This window comes from Methylobacterium sp. Gmos1, assembly GCF_053764715.1.
Map to the genome: position 1 here is coordinate 13,351 of NZ_JBSNCC010000019.1, position 17,152 is coordinate 30,502.

General features: G+C 69.8%; 16 protein-coding genes. 6 read left to right on the top strand and 10 right to left on the bottom strand.

Annotated features, from left to right (window positions below; all coding sequences use genetic code 11):
- Positions 1-48 precede the first annotated feature (48 nt).
- On the top strand, positions 49-1,428 hold the full coding sequence (locus ACS5PV_RS26325) for a GDSL-type esterase/lipase family protein (RefSeq protein ID WP_455398295.1): 1,380 nt from the start codon (positions 49-51) through the stop codon (positions 1,426-1,428).
- Positions 1,429-1,584: 156 nt separating this feature from the next.
- Here the strand turns inward: ACS5PV_RS26325 and ACS5PV_RS26330 are convergent, their stop codons facing one another.
- The 4 genes from ACS5PV_RS26330 to ACS5PV_RS26345 form a co-directional block, all read right to left on the bottom strand.
- Positions 1,585-3,195 (bottom strand): hypothetical protein, encoded by a 1,611-nt coding sequence (locus tag ACS5PV_RS26330; RefSeq protein WP_455398296.1) that lies wholly within the window; start codon positions 3,193-3,195, stop codon positions 1,585-1,587.
- 111 nt (positions 3,196-3,306) lie between these two features.
- On the bottom strand, positions 3,307-3,762 hold the full coding sequence (locus ACS5PV_RS26335) for a type II toxin-antitoxin system RatA family toxin (RefSeq protein ID WP_455398297.1): 456 nt from the start codon (positions 3,760-3,762) through the stop codon (positions 3,307-3,309).
- Positions 3,763-3,766: 4 nt separating this feature from the next.
- Entirely contained in the window at positions 3,767-4,729 is a 963-nt protein-coding gene (gene lipA / locus ACS5PV_RS26340) for a lipoyl synthase (RefSeq protein ID WP_455398298.1), read from the bottom strand.
- Between the two features lie 229 nt (positions 4,730-4,958).
- Positions 4,959-5,246, bottom strand: a complete 288-nt coding sequence (locus tag ACS5PV_RS26345) for a GlsB/YeaQ/YmgE family stress response membrane protein (RefSeq protein WP_455398299.1) — start codon at positions 5,244-5,246, stop codon at positions 4,959-4,961.
- A 184-nt stretch (positions 5,247-5,430) separates the two neighbouring features.
- Here ACS5PV_RS26345 and ACS5PV_RS26350 point away from each other — a divergent pair, with 184 nt between their 5' ends.
- Positions 5,431-5,856, top strand: coding sequence for a PRC-barrel domain-containing protein (locus ACS5PV_RS26350; RefSeq protein WP_455398300.1), 426 nt, complete (start codon positions 5,431-5,433; stop codon positions 5,854-5,856).
- 139 nt (positions 5,857-5,995) lie between these two features.
- Here ACS5PV_RS26350 and ACS5PV_RS26355 read toward each other — a convergent pair whose 3' ends face one another.
- The 4 genes from ACS5PV_RS26355 to ACS5PV_RS26370 form a co-directional block, all read right to left on the bottom strand.
- Positions 5,996-6,322 (bottom strand): lipid-A-disaccharide synthase N-terminal domain-containing protein, encoded by a 327-nt coding sequence (locus ACS5PV_RS26355; protein ID WP_455398301.1) that lies wholly within the window; start codon positions 6,320-6,322, stop codon positions 5,996-5,998.
- 4 nt (positions 6,323-6,326) lie between these two features.
- Complete coding sequence (locus ACS5PV_RS26360) at positions 6,327-7,070, bottom strand: glycosyltransferase (protein WP_455398373.1); 744 nt, start codon at positions 7,068-7,070, stop codon at positions 6,327-6,329.
- 29 nt (positions 7,071-7,099) lie between these two features.
- Positions 7,100-8,818: an ArnT family glycosyltransferase gene (locus tag ACS5PV_RS26365; protein ID WP_455398302.1), complete on the bottom strand. Its 1,719-nt coding sequence runs from the start codon at positions 8,816-8,818 to the stop codon at positions 7,100-7,102.
- Between the two features lie 136 nt (positions 8,819-8,954).
- On the bottom strand, positions 8,955-9,371 hold the full coding sequence (locus tag ACS5PV_RS26370; RefSeq protein ID WP_455398303.1) for a hypothetical protein: 417 nt from the start codon (positions 9,369-9,371) through the stop codon (positions 8,955-8,957).
- A gap of 337 nt (positions 9,372-9,708) precedes the next feature.
- Between ACS5PV_RS26370 and ACS5PV_RS26375 the strand changes: the two genes are divergently transcribed.
- The 3 genes from ACS5PV_RS26375 (at position 9,709) to ACS5PV_RS26385 (ending at position 13,811) form a co-directional block, all read left to right on the top strand.
- Positions 9,709-10,779, top strand: a complete 1,071-nt coding sequence (locus ACS5PV_RS26375; RefSeq protein ID WP_455398304.1) for an ABC transporter ATP-binding protein — start codon at positions 9,709-9,711, stop codon at positions 10,777-10,779.
- 104 nt (positions 10,780-10,883) lie between these two features.
- Positions 10,884-11,921 carry an extracellular solute-binding protein gene (locus ACS5PV_RS26380; RefSeq protein WP_455398305.1) on the top strand — a complete coding sequence of 346 codons (1,038 nt, stop codon included), beginning with the start codon at positions 10,884-10,886 and terminating at the stop codon, positions 11,919-11,921.
- 288 nt (positions 11,922-12,209) lie between these two features.
- Complete coding sequence (locus ACS5PV_RS26385) at positions 12,210-13,811, top strand: ABC transporter permease (RefSeq protein WP_455398374.1); 1,602 nt, start codon at positions 12,210-12,212, stop codon at positions 13,809-13,811.
- A 3-nt stretch (positions 13,812-13,814) separates the two neighbouring features.
- Here the strand turns inward: ACS5PV_RS26385 and ACS5PV_RS26390 are convergent, their stop codons facing one another.
- Both ACS5PV_RS26390 and ACS5PV_RS26395 read right to left on the bottom strand, forming a co-directional pair.
- Entirely contained in the window at positions 13,815-15,188 is a 1,374-nt protein-coding gene (locus ACS5PV_RS26390; RefSeq protein WP_455398306.1) for an extracellular catalytic domain type 1 short-chain-length polyhydroxyalkanoate depolymerase, read from the bottom strand.
- 27 nt (positions 15,189-15,215) lie between these two features.
- Positions 15,216-15,650 (bottom strand): CopG family transcriptional regulator, encoded by a 435-nt coding sequence (locus ACS5PV_RS26395; protein WP_455398307.1) that lies wholly within the window; start codon positions 15,648-15,650, stop codon positions 15,216-15,218.
- 223 nt (positions 15,651-15,873) lie between these two features.
- On the opposite strand from ACS5PV_RS26395, the gene ACS5PV_RS26400 reads away from it, so the two are divergent.
- Positions 15,874-17,148 carry an adenylate/guanylate cyclase domain-containing protein gene (locus ACS5PV_RS26400; protein ID WP_455398308.1) on the top strand — a complete coding sequence of 425 codons (1,275 nt, stop codon included), beginning with the start codon at positions 15,874-15,876 and terminating at the stop codon, positions 17,146-17,148.
- Positions 17,149-17,152: the final 4 nt, after the last annotated feature.

The following is a 17,152-nucleotide window of genomic DNA, read 5'->3' on the forward strand; positions in this document are numbered from 1 at the left end:
CTGTCGGCAGAGGGGCGCGGCGACAGCGCCCGCGACAGGGAGGACGACATGCATCGGTACCCGGCGGCCGTGACGGCCGCGGTGTTTCTCAGACATGCAGCGGCCGCGATGGCCGCGATCTGCCTCGGGACCCTGTGGGCCGCCCCGGCGAGGGCGCAGGACGGGCCGACCTCCGGGGTCCGGACCTGGGCGACCGCCTGGGCCGGCTCGGTCCAGGGTCCCTACCCGGTCGGCAACCCCTCGGCCCAGCCCGACCTGTCCTTCGCCTTCCCCGACCCGGCCGAGGGCGCCCGCGACCAGACCCTGCGCCTGGTGCTGCGGCCGGACGTCTGGGGCCGCGAGGCGCGCCTGCGGATCTCCAACGCCTTCGGCACCCGTCCCCTCACCCTCGACGGCGTCCATGCCGGGTTGCAGCTCGGCGGAGCGGCCCTGGTGCCGGGCACCAACCGCCCGGTGCGGTTCTCCGGCCAGGACCGGGTGACGGTTCCGCCCGGGGGCGAGGCGTGGTCCGATCCGGTCGCCCTGCCCTTCGCGGCCGATCCCGACGCCCCGCTGCTCGCCGGGCGCAAGCTCGCGGTCTCGCTCCACGTCGTGGGCTCGAGCGGGCCGATGACCTGGCACGCCAAGGCGCTCCAGACCTCCTACGCCACCGCGCCGGGTGCCGGGGCGCACGGCACCGAGGAGGGCGAGGCCGCCTTCCCCTACTCCACCGCGTCGTGGTTCTTCGTCGACGCCGTCGACATGGCGGTGAGCGCGCCGATTCCGGTGGTGGTCGCCTTCGGCGATTCGATCACCGACGGCACCGCCTCGACGATGAACGGCGACGATCGCTGGCCCGACGTGCTGTCGCGCCGCCTGCACGCGCAGCTCGGCAACCGGGTCGCGGTGGTCAATGCCGGCATCGGCGGCAACCAGGTGGTCGGGCCGGCAGAGTACAGCGCGCAAAAACCCTTTCCGGGCGGTCCCTCTTCCCTGTCCCGGCTCGACCGCGACGTGATCGGGCTCTCGGGCGTCGCCAGCGTGATCTGGCTCGAGGGCATCAACGACTTCAGCCGCAACGGCGAGGCCTCGCTTCCCGCCGTCGAGGCCGGGATGCGCGAGGGTGTCGCGCGCCTGCGCGCCCGCATTCCCGGCGTTCGGGTGATCGGCGCCACCCTGACCTCGGCCAAGGGCAGCTCCAGCCCCGCCCATCCCGAGCAGGACGAGAAGCGCCGCGGCCTCAACGCCTTCATCCGGGATTCCGGCGTGTTCGACGGGGTGGTCGATTTCGACGCGGCCACCCTCGATCCCGCGACGGGGGCTTTACGCCCCGAGATGGTCCCGGAGAGCACCACCGGCGGCAAGGGCGACCGGCTGCATCCGAACCGGGCGGGCTACGTCGCGATGGGCAGCGGGATCGATCCCGGAGTGGTGCTGTCGAGACAGTAACTATAATGATCTACTGTAGATTGTAGTATCCGCAGACGGACCATATTTCTGGTGATTTAACAAGGGCTCACCTCGATACTTGATTAATTTATAATATCTGAAGTGCTGTCAGTCATTTATTGAACAGATAGCACTACAATATTTTTCAATATATATTTAGTTAGTCAGATTATTATCGAGGTGAGTTGGCATATGTCCTATTATGACGACCTCATCGGTAGTGTGCCAATGAAAATAAATTCGGAACATCGAGCGTGGATCAGTGCCGCCACCACGTTTCAGGTGCATATCACACCAAATCTTCTCCCCTTTGTATATAACGGAATAGGCGGGAAATCGTTTAATGTCGTCCTGATTGGAAAAACAGCTTGAAATCAACATGCCTAATATTTCAAGCCTTTCATTCATTTTTTCGTGTATGCCTACTTCGCTATCAACTTTCATACGAGCATAAAGCTCATCTAATAAATACAGAGCGTCACCAATCTCGGCATGATTCCTGTATTGTGTATTTTTCTCTGCTTCTTTGATTGCTTTCGGCGCAATCCACACGCGATCACTCGAATTTGCATCAGCCCATTCTTGAATATTCTCAAGAGTATCAAGCGAAATCTTAGTCACCGCAGTACTATTTTCGGCTATATTTTTTCTGAGAGCCTCATTTTGGAGTTTATATTTGTAAGCATCTGATTTCAATTCTTCAATTTTTCTTTCAAGATCGGCTCTTACAACTTCACTATCTGCAAGCCATTGATTTTGCTCATCCCTCAAGGATTCAAGTTGCTTCCTAAGAGCGTCGTTTTCCTGTTCGTATAAAATTAGCATTTCAGCATCATTGCTACCCGCACGCTTGATGCTCAATGCTTCCGCAGCTGCAGCTTGCCTAACCGCTTGAAAGCGCGGATAATCTGTTGTGCCTTTGCTAACACTTAAGGCGAGTACCCGCGAAATAATCGCATTTTGCGACTGGATAGATGTTTGCTTTGGCGTGGGAATCCACAGGGGGTGAGAATATCTATCCGCCTCTTCTATGTTAAAACCACTATTAAAGATCCGTACTGAGCCATCGAAAACGGCAAAATCTCTACCCGTATATTTTCGGAAATTCGTTTGCTGATTTGACCCAATGCCAACAACGTGTGCCGTTCCGCACACCCTTTTGCTAAGCTCCTCGAGATGAAGCAATGGAGGTCTTTTTACGGCTTCAGCCATCGCAATGATCGGTAATCTGCGCGATGGATTTCCCAGTAGTGCAATCAACCAGTCAAGATCATTGTCGTCATTAATATAGGTCGGCCTTGAAAATAGTCTAACTCCACCTTTTGTGCAGTTTAAACTGTTTATTATGGTTCGTACGATATTCGGAACGCTTGGAACAAATACTTCATCAATCTTTCTTGTTAGATTAAGTAAACGTGCGCCAAAATGGGTTCCTGATTGATGGTTTGCAATTGTTATTTCTGTAATCCAAGTTCTTCCGATCGTGTGATTATCTGGATTGTCGATTGTTGCAGACCATACCTTTCCCTCTGGATAATCAAGAGTTACCGCTCTCGCAGGGTGATCGCCTCCTCCCCCAACTTCGAATTCAACCCCCTTTAAAGCCTCTCGTGGAATAACAGAATTTACTCTACGCATCCACCGGGCAGAAAAAGAAACCGCTTTTTCGAACGCATCGTCACCGTTTATCGAGAACTCAACACTGGAAACCGATCTTATTCTATTCTTATTTTCCATCTGAGGGGCAAGTATATTTACCGAGCTCATCCCTCAAGTCCTCCAAATGATTTTCGATGGCGCGGATAGCTTTGCTATCCTGGGTTGGGCAGAGTATTTCCTTGGATAAAATAAAAATATGTTAATCAGTAAAAATTATTTTCAAGTTCGCGCGTACAACCGGTCCGCCCGGCTTTCGAACGCGTCGGTGAACTTTCGGAAGGCGCGATCGAACATCTTGCCCATGAGGAGGCCCAGCGCCAGGCTCTTGAACTCGTAGGTGATGAAGAACTCGACGGTGCAGCCGCCGTTCGGGGCCTCCCGAAACGTCCAGCGGTTCTCGAGGTGCCGGAACGGGCCGTCGATGTACTCGGCCAGGATCTTGTGGTTCGGCCGATCGAGGCGGACGCGGGTGGTGAAGTGCTCGGAGATCGCCTTGTAGCCGACGCCCATGTCGGCGACCAGCGTCTCGGTGCCGTCCTCGCCCTCCTGCCGGCGCAGCACCCGCAGGGACTCGCAGAGCGGCAGGAACTCGGGGTAGCGCTCGACGTCGGCGACGAGGTCGAACATCTCCGTCGGGCTGTGGCGGACGGTGCGGGTGGTGCGGAAGCTCGGCATCGGGTCAGACGGTCCCCAGCCGGTCGAGCCGGGCCTGCTTGAGCCGGGCGAAATCCTCGCCGGCATGGTGGGAGGAGCGGGTGAGCGGCGTCGCCGAGACGAGCAGGAAGCCCTTGGCGTAGGCCGTGGTCTCGTAGGCCTTGAACGCGTCCGGCGTCACGAAGGACAGGACCGGGTGGTGCTTCTTCGTCGGCTGGAGGTATTGCCCGATCGTCAGGAAGTCGACCTCGGCCGAGCGCAGGTCGTCCATCAGCTGGAGCACCTCGTTGCGCTCTTCCCCTAAGCCCACCATGATCCCGGACTTGGTGAAGATGGTCGGATCGAGTTCCTTGACCTGCTGCAGCAGGCGGATCGAGTGGAAGTAGCGGGCGCCCGGGCGCACCGTCAGGTACTTCGACGGCACAGTCTCGAGGTTGTGGTTGAACACGTCGGGGCGGGCCGCCACCACGATCTCCAGGGCGCCGTCCTTGCGCAGGAAGTCGGGGGTCAGGATCTCGACCGTCGTGGCGGGGCTGAGCCGCCGGATCGCGCCGATCACTGCGGCGAAGTGGGCCGCTCCCCCGTCCTTCAGGTCGTCGCGGTCGACCGAGGTGATGACGACGTGGTGCAGGCCGAGCTTGGCCACGGCCTCCGCCACCCGCTCGGGCTCGGCGGCGTCGAGGGCGTCCGGCATGCCGGTGCGCACGTTGCAGAACGCGCAGGCCCGGGTGCAGGTGTCCCCCATGATCATGAAGGTGGCGTGCTTCTTCTCCCAGCACTCGCCGATGTTGGGGCAGCCCGCCTCCTCGCACACCGTCACGAGCTTGTTCTCGCGCACGATGGCGTTGGTCTCGGCCCATTTCGGCGAGCCCGGCGCCTTGACGCGGATCCAGTCCGGCTTGCGCAGGATCGGCTGGTCGGGCCGGTGCGCCTTCTCCGGGTGACGGGGGCGCTGGTCGTTGCGCAGGAGATCGAGGACGACGGCCATGGGATCCGGGACGGCAAGGGGTTTCGAGACGGGGAGGCGCCCGCGAACCCCTCGCGGCGCGGTCCTGACTTAAGATGTCCGGAGCCCCGGGGCAAATGGGGCGTGACGCGCCGCCGCGCGGTGCGTCCTCCTTCGGGCGCCTTCGCCTGTCCGCGAAGGCGCCCGGCACAGGCGTGCCGGCGCCCGTTCGGGCTTGGCCGTCGCGCAGGCGCGCGACGGGTTCTGCGGGTCAGTAGCGCCGCTCGCCCCGGACCGCCCGCACCACCGCGATGACGATGACCGCGCCGATCGTGGCCGAGAACAGGTTGCGCCAGAACCCGAAGATCGGGATGTGGAGCTGCGCCGCCAGGAAGTTGCCGACCACGCCGCCGATGATGCCGAGCACGATGTTGCCGAGCAGGCCCATGTTGGAATTCATGAACCGCTCGGCGAGCCAGCCCGCCAGCGCCCCGATGACGATGGCCATCAGGAAGCCGACGCCCGGCTGACCGAGCGCTCCGTACACGTGACCGTCCATGGTGTTCCCCTGTCTCGCCGCCTCGCGGCCGGAAAGCCCTAGATGGGGCCGGCGTGGCCGTGTTGCACCGGGTGCCTGCGCCGATCGCCGCGAAACCTGACGATGCGGAACCCGGCCGGCGCGGAGCCGTTCTGCGCATGGCCCGCGCCACCCCACGCGCGGGCCTCCCCGGAGAGTTTGTCCCATGACGCTGAAGACCGCCCTCGCGACGGCCGCCCTCCTGCTCGCCTGCGGGCCTGCGCTCGCCCAGACCGCGACGCAGCCGGAGACCGGCGCGATGACGACCCAGCAGGTCAAGACCGCGACGGTGCAGTTCATCACCCTCGAGCCCGCCGCGGCGGTGACCTCGCGCATCCTCGGCACCAAGGTCACCAACGCCCAGAACGAGTCCATCGGCGACATCGCCGACCTCGTGATCGTCGACGGCAAGACCGTGCAGGCGGTGATCCTCGGCGTCGGCGGCTTCCTCGGCATCGGCGAGCGCTACGTCGCGGTCAGCCCCGACAGCGTGACGCTCGTCCGCGACGGCGACGGCTGGAAGGCGAGCGTCGCCGCCACCAAGGACGAGCTGAACAAGGCCCCGGCCTTCGAGTACAAGAAGAAGGGCTGACAGAGCATTTTCCGACGAAGTGGGTACCGGTTCGTCGCAGAAAATGCGGCACAATCAAAGACCAAGAGAGCTTCGCGATCGCAGCGCGATCGTGAAGTGCTCTGGTAGCCCGCGGCGCCCCGGCCCGCCGGGGCGCCCCTCACACGCGCGCGTTGCGCCGCTCGCGGAACACCAGGGCGAGGTTGCGCAGGTAGATCACCGTGCCGAGGCTCTGGCCGAGGATGAAGACCGGGTCGCGCCGGTAGAGCGCGTAGCCGAGCAGCACCGCCGAGCCGCCGAGCGACAGGAACCAGAACGAGAGCGGGATCACGCTGCGCCCCGCCTTCTCGCTGGCGATCCACTGCACGAGGAAGCGGGCGGTGAACAGCCCCTGCCCCACGAGGCCGACCATCAGCACGAGGTCGATCGGTCCGGTGAACAGCGACCAGAAATAGGCGCTGAGCCCGTGCATGATGTCGGCGACCATCGGGCTACTCCGTCTCCGCCGCGACGACCTCGGGCGTCCGGCGCCGGCGGCGGATCAGCCACCACACCCCGGCGAGGTCGAGGATGCCGACCCAGAGCCGGTCGAACAGGCCGTAATTCGAGTGCCCGGTGAGCCGCGGCCGGTCGACCACGTCGGCGTGGACGACCGAGAAACCCTCGCGGGCGACGAGGGCCGGCATGAAGCGGTGGAGCGCGTCGAAGTACGGCAGGCGCAGGTACACCGCCCGGCGAAAGACCTTGAGGCCGCAGCCGGTGTCCCGCGTCGCGTCCTTGAGGATGCGGCCGCGCACCCCGTTGGCGATGCGCGACTGGATCGTCTTCAGCCGCCCGTCCTTGCGGCCGACCCGCTGGCCCTGGGCGAGCCCCGCCGCCGGCCCGGCCGCGGTGAGCGCGCCGGCGAGCGCCGGGATGAAGGCCGGGTCGTTCTGGCCGTCGCCGTCGAGGGTCGCGATGAGCTCGCCGCGCGCCGCCAGTACCCCGGTGCGCACCGCCGCGCTCTGGCCGCAGCTCGCGCGGTGGCGCAGCACCCGCAGTTCCGGATGGCGCGCCCGCGCCTCGGCCAGCATCGCCGGCGTGGCGTCGGTCGAGCCGTCGTCGACGTAGAGGATCTCGAACGGGCTCAAGGGTGCGCAGGCCGCCGCGATCTCGGCGAGAAGGGGCGCGATGTTGCCGGCCTCGTTCTTCACCGGCACCACGACGCTGAGGCGGATCGCCTCCCGATCCGGCATGGCGTTCGGGCTTTCCTGTTGGGGCTGGATCACGGCGTCACCGCATAGGCCGACAGGCCGACCGGCTTGCCGCCGTTGATGTTGAAGCCCGTCACGCGGCCGACCGGCCGGGACGGAGCGTCCGTCGCCTGCGCCGCCGCGAACGCCCTGGCGAAGCGGTCCTCGACGTAGACGAGGCGGCAGCCGCCCTTCGCCAGGAAGGCGGCGGCCTCCTCGGCGGAATCGAGCATCGCGAGGTCGGTGCCGATGAGGAAGACCAGGCTCGGCTCGCGGTAGCCGAGCGTGCCGACCTTCGGGTTCGGGCAGGGCAGCGCGTCGCGCAACGCGGCGAGGCGCGGCGAGACCTTGAGGGCGGGCAGAGCCGGCTGGATGAGCCCGAACACCGCAGGACCCAGCAGCGCGCCGGCGAGCACCGCGACGGCGAGCGCGCGCTCGGGGTAACCGTCGACGAAGGCACGCCAGGCGAGGAACGCCACCGCGCTCGCGGCGAGCAGGAGCGGCAGCCCCGCCCATGGGATCGTCCCGTCGAGGCGCCAGGCGGCGACGCACAGGCCCAGGGTCAGGCCGGCGGGGATGAACGGCACCAGGAGCGCCACGAGCCGCGCCCCCGGCCGGTCGCGGTGGACCGCCCCGCGGGCCACCGCCGTCACCGCCAGGATCGCGAGCGCGGTGCAGAGCGGCAGCACGTAGTGCGGCAGCTTGGTCGGCACCGCCTCGAACACCAGCCAGGACGGCAGCACCCAGGCGATCAGGAAGGCGATCCCGTCCTCGCGGCGTCGCGCCCAGGCGAAGGGGAGCGCCATCGCCGCGAAGGCCGCCGCGGGCCAGAAGGTGGCGAAGATCACCAGCAGGTAGGTGCCGGGCGGGGCCCAGTGCTGGGTCTGCGCGGTGCCGACCTTGCCGAGCATGTCGTGGCCCACCGCCTCGCCGTAGAAGGCGCCGCCGCTCTTCAGCGTGATCGCGACGAACCACGGGGCGACGAGGACCAGCACCAGGGCGAGGCCGAGGCCGGGCCGGAGGCGTTTGAGCCAGGCGCCGGAGCGCGCGAAGACCGAGAGGCCGAGCGCCGCGAGGCCGGCGAACATCGGCACCATCGGCCCCTTGACCAGGATGCCGAGGGCGACCGCGAGCCAGAAGGTCAGGACCGTGGCGTTCGGGAGCCGGACGGTCGTCGCGCGGGTGAGCCAGGCCCGGGCGAGCGCCCCCATGGCGGCGACCGCGCAGGCGGTGAGCAGCGCGTCGGTCTTGGCGAGCCGCGCCTCGGCCGAGAGCATGACCGAGGTGCCGACGAGGGCGGCGGCCAGGAAGGCCCCGCGCCGCGGCAGGAAGGCGAGCGCGGCCCAGTAGCTGAGGAGCACGGTCGCGATCGCGCCGATCAGCGAGGGGATGCGGTAGAGCCAGATGGCGGTACGGGCGCCCGGCACGCCGAGCGCCTCGCCGGCGGCGACGACCGCGCTCTGGGCCCAGTAGATGCCGACCGGCTTCTTGTGCCGGGCCTCGCCCTGGAAGCGGATGTCGACGAGGTCGCCCGATTCGAGCATCTGCTTCGAGGCCTGCGCGAAGCGCGGCTCGTCCCGGTCCATCGGCTGGAGCGAGGCAAAGCCCGGCAGGAAGCAGATCAGCGACAGCACGACGAGCAGCGCGCAGGCCGCCCCGTGGCTGCGCGCCCCGAGAGCGAGGAGGCGCTCCGCGAGGAGGCCCGCGGAGGCGGCGCGGCCGGGGCGGCGCCCGGCGGCAAGGCTCGTCAATGCACTGCTCCGAACCAAGGAACCCGACGCAAGCGGCCTTGGCCGGGCCGCCCGACCGGCGCCGGTCGCGGCGGGCGCCCGTGTCGGTGATCCGGTTCGGAATGTCAATTTTTGCGGGCGGGGCGGCCCGGCGCCCTCACGCCCGCTCGAACAGGAACCCGTCGAGCGCCGGGATCGGCACCGACAGGCTCACCCCGCGCGAGGCGCGCGACAGGCGCCAGGGGCGCTCGCGGCCGGCGCGGACCGCCTCGGAGGGGCGCAAGCGGCGGGTGGCGCCGTCCTCGCCGACCTCGTCGATGGTGAGGAAGCCGTAGACGAGCAGGCGCGAGGCCACCAGCTTGGTCTCCCGGTCGCCCGCCGCCACCGGCAGGGTGCCGGCCTCGTAGACCGTGTCCATCAGGCTGCGCTGGTCGCGCCGCGCCGCGGCGACCCGGGGGCTGGGGGCGAGCTCGTGGTCCAGGCCGTGATCCGTGCGGGCCGGCCGCTCCTTGCGCCGGAACGCCACCACGGTGCCGCCCTCGACGGCGCTCCTCTCGCCCGACAGGTTACGCATACGCCCGATACCCTTCGCGGCCAAGCAGATCTCGCAAAAGTGGTTGCCGGTTTTGCGACGAAAATCTGCGACATAACAAAAGCTTGAGCGGATCGGCGTTGGCGAGCCAACGGCAATCCGCTGAGCCGCCGGCTTCGGTCGATGCCGCGGCGATGCGGAGGATTCGACGAATCGGCTTAACGCCCGATTGACCCTCCGGCGGCGCGGCGCGTGCCGGATCGGTGCATCTCCCTCTCTCGCCCTCACCCTCACCCTCGCCCTCACCCTTGCCCTCGCCCGTCCCGGCCGGCCCGTGTATGAGCGCGACGCCCCGACACGCCCGCCGAGGAAACCCGCGATGACCGAACCGGCCCCGTCCCGCCCGGCGCCCGCCCTCGCGGTGGAGGACCTGGCCTGCCGCTTCGGCCGGGTGCAGGCCCTGGCGGGGGTCTCGCTCACCGTGCGCCCGGGCGAGGTGATGGCGCTGCTCGGCGATTCGGGCTGCGGCAAGAGCACGCTCCTGCGGGTGGTGGCCGGGCTCGAGGCGCCGGATGCCGGCACGGTGCGGCTCGACGGGCGCCTCGTCGCCGGCGACGGCGCGGCGGTGCCGCCGGAGGCGCGCGGCGTCGGCCTGATGTTCCAGGACTACGCCCTGTTTCCCCATCTGACCGTGCGGGAGAACATCCGCTTCGGCCTCAAGGGCCAGCCGGCCGCCACCCGCGAGGCTGCCGACGAGCTTCTGGAGCAGGTCGGCCTCGCCGGCCATGCCGGCGCCTATCCCCAGACCCTGTCGGGGGGCGAGCAGCAGCGCGTGGCGCTGGTGCGGGCGCTGGCGCCGGGCCCGCGGCTGCTGCTCCTCGACGAGCCGTTCTCCAACCTCGACCGGCGCATGCGCGACCGGGTACGGGAGGACACGGTCGCGCTCCTGCGCCGCACCGGCACCACCGCCCTGATGGTGACGCACGATCCCGAGGAGGCGCTGGCGGTGGCGAGCCGCATCGCCCTGATGCGCCGCGGCCGCATCGTCCAGGTCGCCACCGGCGAGGCCCTGTACCGCCGGCCCGAGAGCCTGTTCGCCGCCCGCTTCCTCGCCGACGCCGTCGAGATCCCGGCCCGGGTCGAGGCCGGCCGGGCCGGGACGCCGCTCGGATCGGTGCCCGCCCCCCACCTGCCCGACGGCGTGGCGGTGCGGGTCTGCCTGCGGCCCGAGGCCCTGCGGGTCGGGAGCCCCGGCGAGGGCACGCCCGCGCAGGTGACGCGCCGCACCTTCCTGGGGGCGGGCAGCGTGCTGCATCTCGGGGTGGCGGGCGTCGAGGGAGCGCTGCGGGCCCGCCTGCCGGGTCCCGGTCCCTACGGCCCGGGCGACGCCGTCGGGGTGACGCTGGTGCCGGACGCGGTGCTGGTGCTGCCCGAGGAGGACGCGGCGTGACCGACAGATCTGGTCCGCTTTACATTGAAACAACTAAAATCTAACACGCTTGCTTTTGTTTCGGGTTTGCTTCTCAAGAGGGCGCCATTCCCGGGAGACGCCCCTTGTCCCTGTCACGCACCGCGCTCGCCTTCCTCGGTCTCGCCGCCCTCGCGGCCCCGGCCCATGCCCAAGGCGCCCCGGAGGGCGCCCGCGAGGTGAACCTCTACACCACCCGCGAGCCCGGCCTGATCCGTCCGCTCCTCGACGCCTTCACCGCGGCGAGCGGCGTGAAGGTCAACACGGTGTTCGTCGACAAGGGCCTGGCCGAGCGCGTCGCCGCCGAGGGCGCCCGCTCCGCCGCCGACGTGGTGATGACGGTCGATATCGGCAACCTGATCGAGCTCGTCGACCGCGACCTCGCCCAGCCGGTGCGCTCCCCCGCCCTCGAGGCGGCGATCCCGGCGAACCTGCGCGATGCGGAAGGCCGCTGGTTCGCCCTCTCGACCCGCGCCCGGGTGGCCTATGCCGACCCCGACCTGCGCGACCTCGCCGGGCTGACCTACGAGGACCTCGCCGACCCGAAGTGGAAGGGCAAGGTCTGCCTGCGCTCGGGCCAGCACCCCTACAACACGGCGCTGATCGCCGCCTACCTCGTCAAGCACGGCGAAGCGAAGACCGAGGCCTGGCTGCGCGGGGTGAAGGACAACCTCGCCCGCAAGGCCGGCGGCGGCGACCGGGATGTGGCCCGCGACATCGTCGCCGACCTCTGCGACATCGGCCTGGGCAATTCCTACTACGTCGGCCTGATGCGCAGCGGCCGGGGCGGCCCGGATCAGAAGAAGTGGGGCGAGGGCATCCAGGTGGTGCTCCCGACCTTCCAGGGCGGCGGCACCCACGTCAACGTCTCGGGCGCGGTGGTGGCGAAGTCCGCCCCGAACCGCGACAACGCCGTCAAGCTGCTCGAATACCTCGCCTCGGACGAGGCGCAGGCGCTCTACGCCAAGGCCGATTACGAGTACCCGGTGAAGCCCGGCGTCGCGGTCGACCCGCTGCTCTCAGGCCTGGGCCCGCTCAAGGTCGACACCACCTCGCTCGTCGAGATCGCCCGCAACCGCAAGGCGGCGAGCCTGCTCGTCGACAAGGTCGGGTTCGACCGCTGAGCCCGAAATCCGCGTGCTCCGGCCCGATAGAGAGAAGTAGCGCGGGTCTGCCCCTCTCCCCGCCCCGCGGGGAGAGGGGAAAGCTCGCGCTTCAGCCCGACATGACGGATCGGGCAGAAAGCCCATCGATCACCACGCAGCCGACCGGAGCGAACGACCACCGTGGAGGGAAGAGCCTTCGTGCCGTCGGGCCCGCCCGCGGCCGTGCGCCAGACGACGCGGCCTCCCCGGCCGCGTCCCGCCGCGGCCGGGCGGTCGCACGGCCCCTGGCCCCGGGCCTGGACGCTGGTGGCCGGCCTCACCGCCCTCCTGGTCCTCGCCCCGGTCGCGGCCCTCGGCGTCGAGGCGCTGCAGGGCTCCGGCGGGCTCTGGCCCCACCTCCTCGCCCACGTCCTGCCCCCCGCCCTCGCCGAGACCGGGCTTCTGCTCGCCGGCGTCGGGATCGTCGTCGTGACGGTCGGCACCGGGGCGGCCTGGCTCGTCGCGGCCTACGAGTTTCCGGGAAGGCGCCTGCTCGACTGGGCGCTGCTGCTGCCGCTGGCCGTGCCGACCTACATCGCGGCTTACGCCTATCTCGACCTCTTGCACCCGGTCGGCCCGGTGCAGACCGCGATCCGCGCCCTCCTCGGCTATGCCCGCCCGCGCGACCTGATCCTGCCGGACCTGCGCTCGCTGCCGGGCTGCATCCTGTTGCTGGGCTTCGTGCTCTACCCCTACGTCTACCTGCCGACCCGGGCGCTGTTCCTGATGCAGTCGGCGACCCTGGTCGAGGCCGGGCGCAGCCTCGGGGCCGGGCCGGCCTCGGTGTTTCTCCGGGTCGCCCTGCCGCTGGCCCGCCCCGCCATCGCGCTGGGCGCCAGCCTCGCCCTGCTCGAGGCGCTCAACGACATCGGGGCAGCGGAATTCCTGGGCGTTCGCACCCTCACGGTCTCGATCTACGACACCTGGGTCAACCGCTCCGACCTGCCCGGCGCCGCGGGCCTCGCGCTCGTGATGCTCGCCGCCTGCCTCGGCCTGATCGCGGTCGAGCGCCGGGCCCGGCGCGGGCGCGGCTATGCCGGAGCGGCGCAGCGCCCGCGGCGGATGGCGCGCAAATGGCTCGCCGGCCCGGCGGCGCTGACGGCCCTCGCCCTCGGCCTCGTGCCGGTCGCCCTCGGCTTCCTGGCGCCGGCGGGCTACCTCGCCGTCGAGGCGGCCAGGCGCCTGCATTTCGCCGGCCTGTCCGGGGCGATCCTGTCGGAGAGCCTGAACACCCTGCTCTATGCCGGGCTCGCAACACTCATCGCCACCGGCCTCGGCCTCGTGGTCGCGGCGGGCCCGCGGCTGCTGGGCGGGCGCTGGCGCGAAGCGCTGCTGCGCTGCGCCACCTTCGGCTACGCGGTGCCGGGCGCGATCCTGGCGATCGGCCTCCTGCCGCCGCTCGCCGCCCTCGACGGCCTGCTCGATACCGTGAGCCGGGCGCTCGTCGGGGCTCCGCTCGCCGCGATGGGCCTCGGCACCGGGGCGGCCCTCGTCTACGCCTACGTCGTGCGCTTCCTCGCGGTCACCGCCGGCAGCAGCGAGGCGGGCCTCGCCCGCGTGCCGCGCTCGCTGGGCGACGCCGCCCGGGTGCTCGGCCGCAATCCCGCTGGCGCCCTGGCGCAGGTCCACCTGCCGCTGACCTGGCCGGCGATCCTGGGCGGCGCCCTCCTGGTCTTCGTCGACTGCGTCAAGGAGCTGCCCGCGACCCTGATCCTGCGCCCGCTCAACGTCGAGACCCTGGCGACCCACCTCTACGGCGAGGCGGCGAGAGGCACCTACGAGGACGGCGCGGTCGCCGCCCTCCTGATCGTCGCGGTCGGGCTCCTGCCGGTCGCGCTGCTGCTGCGGGTCTCGACCCCGAAGGCGTGAGGCTCAAGCGGGCGCGGTGCGGCGGTGCTCCAGGAAGAACCGCAGCATCTCGGCGCTGGCATCGGGCCCGCGCGGCTCGGTGTAGGAGCCGTCCGGGCTGCCGCCGGACCAGGCGTGGCCGGCCCCGTGCAGCACCCACGATTCGACGGCTCCTCGCCCCTCGGCGTCCGTGTGGACCCGTCGCGTATAGGCGATCCCGCCGGGTGAACGTCCTTTCGTCACCGTCTCCCGCAGCGGCGCCCCCGGCAGCGCCTGAGCCACGACCCGCTCGCCGTTGATCGGGTTCACGGTCCGGTCGCCGTCGCCGTGGAAGACGATGGTCGGCACGAATGATCCCTGCCGCGGCGGGGCGCCGCCGCCCTGCCCCATCGCCGCGAAGGCCGAGGGCATGTCGCGGGCCGCGCCGCAGGCCAGGCCCGAATGGATGCCGGCCGCCGCGAACACGTCCGGATAGGTCGCGGCCAGGATCGCCGCCGCCGCGCCGCCGGCCGACAGCCCGGCGACGTAGACCCGGGCCGGATCGGCTCCGAACTCCTCGACCACGGCCTTCGCGATCCCGGCGATCAGCGCCGGCTCGCCAGCGCCGCGGCCCTGGTCGCCGGGCTGGAACCAGTTCCAGCATTTCTGCGCGTTGGCCGAGCGCTCCTGGCGCGGATAGACGGCGATGACCCCTTGCGCCTCCGCGAGATCGTTCATCCGGGTGCCGAGGGCGAAGTCGTCCGGGTCCTGGGTGCAGCCGTGCAGCATCACCACGACCGGCAAGCTTTGCCCCTCCCGGCCGCTCGGCACGTAGACCTTGTAGGTCCGGTTGCCCGCGGGGCTGGAGAAGCTGCGCTCCTCGAACCGCGCGCCCTCCGGCACCGGCACCGGCCGGCGCGGCTTCAGGCCCTCGCCGAGGCCGTTCGCCAGATTGCCAGCCAGACTGCCGCTCAACCCGTCGAGGGCACCCTCGCGCAGCAGGCCGCCCAGCCCGGCCGGCGGGCGGAAGGTCCTCAGGGCCTCCGGCAGGTCCCGCAGGGCCTCGGACATGCCCCGCAAGGTCTCCGACACGTCCCGCAGGGCCTCGGGCCTGGCCCGCGGCGGATCGGACGGCTCTCCCGCGCCGGCCTCGCCCGCGACCGTCCAGGCGCCGCCCGGCTCGGCCGGGGCCACGAGGTCGATGGCGGGCTCCGTGCCCCGGGGGGCAGGCGCGCGGGCGGGCTCCGCCGCCTTGGGCTCGGCCGCCGTCTTCTCCTGGACGTGCCGGCCCTGGATCAGCGCCACGGCCTCGGTCAGCCGGCCGGCGCGGGTAAGGCGGGTCACCTCGGCCATGTCGACGCTCGCGCCGAGGCCGCCCGCGAAGGGTCCGCCCGGGGGAAAATTCCTGAATTCGCTCATCATCGTGGTCCTGTGCGGAATGGGGGGTCAGGCGATGCGGTCGGCGAGCGCCGCCTTGACGGCGGCGCTGGCGTGGAAGGCGCCGAGCACGTGGATCGCCGCGATCGCCGCGCGGGCGAGCTCCGGCGTCACGTCGTCGGCGATGCTGGCGAGCCCGAGGACCTGGATGCTGAGCGGGGTGCCCGCATCCCGCGCCGCCTCCAGCTCGGCCTTCGTGATGTGCGTGAGCCCGAGGCTGAGCTGGCGGCGCGCCACCGACTGGCGCAGCGCCTCGTCCTGCCGGTCGAGCTGGTTGCGCACCGCCGTGCGGATGAAGTCGGCCCGGTTGGCGTAGAACCCGTCCCGCACCATCAGGTCGATGCGGCCGAGATCGACGAAGCCGAGATTGACCGTCAGCTTCTCGCTGTCGGGCAGCTTCGGCGCCGACCCCCTGGGCCGCAGCTCGCGCACGTTCTCGGTCATCGCCATCTCCTGACCATCCAAATGGATGGTCAGGAGATGGCGTGCGACGCTAGTCACCGCAAGGGGCACCGTCCACGCGGAACGATGGGCCGTTCGGCCCGTTCGGCCCCGGGCAGCGGCGGCGTCCCCCGATCCGGGACCTCGCCGGAGGCGGGCCCGTCCCTTCCGGCCTCGACGCGTCCGCCTGCCGCGCGTAAGGCTTGGACCCGATGATGGCCCCCGCATGAGCAGACCACCTCCGAGCCCGCCGCACCGGGGCGCGGCGCCCCGCCCCGCCGGGGACGAGAGCGGCTTGGCCGCCGGTCTCGCGGCGGGCACGGCCACCCGCGTCCTGGCGATGCGGCTGGTGATGCTGGGGGTGCTGGCGATCTCGGCCTATCTCAGCGACGGCGTGCTGCATGCCGGCAGCCACTGGTTCATCCTTGCCGGCTACGCCGCGTCCTCGCTCTGGCTCGCCTTCACCGCGGGTCGGCGCTACAGCGAGCGCCTGGCCTGGATCACGACCCTGCTCGACGCGGCGCTCGCCGCCTACATCGTGCTCGAATACATGATGGCGGCGGCGGACGGCGCCGACGAGCCCGGCACCCTGGCGAGCCGGCTGCCGGCCTTCCTGCTGCTGCTCGAATCCGGCCTCACCCTGCGCCCGCGCCACACCGCGGTGTTCGTCGCGCTCGTCGCCGGGGTGTGGTCCGGGGCGCTCGGCCTCGGCCTCGTCGATCCCCGCCTCGGCCTGCCGCCGGCGGGGCCGCACGTCTTCGGGCTCCTGTCCTTCCTGGTGGCGGGGGCCTTCGTGATCGAGGGGGCCTTGCGCCTGCGCCGCGGCGTGGCGGCGATGCTGCGCCTCGAGCACGAGCGGGCGACGCTCGCGCGTTTCGTGCCCGCCGGCATCGATCTCGTGCGCCGCGACGGGCCGACGGCGCTCCAGCCCCGCCACGCCTGCCTGCTCGCCCTCGACATCCGCGGCTTCTCCGCCCTGACCCGGCGCTGGGGCGAGGCCCGGGTGCTGGACTGGCTGCTGGCGGTCCGGGCGCTCGCCCACGCCGCGGTCACCGAGCATGGCGGCCTCGTCGACAAGTATGTCGGCGACGGGGTGCTGGCCCAGTTCGTCGACGGCGCGCCGGCCGCGCAAGCCGCGGCGGCGCTCGCCTGCGTGCGCGAGATCGAGGCGCGGATGCGGGCGATGAACGAGACCCGCCGGCGCCAGGACCTGCCGCCGCTGGCGCTGACCGCCTCGCTGCACGCCGGCGAGGTGCTGGTCGGCGTGCTCGACGACGGCCTGCGGGCCGAGTTCACCGTGCTCGGCCCGGCGATGAACGCGCTCGCCCGGATCGAGGCCCGGGCCAAGCGCGAGAACCTGTCCGTCGCGGTCTCGAAGCGGGTGATGCGGATCCTCGGCCCCGCCGCGCCGCCTGCCCGCCGCCTGCCGCGCCGCCCGGGCGAGGAGGATTGTCCGGACCTGTTCGGCCTCGAACCCGTTTCCTTGACCGTGGCGTCGTGAGCGG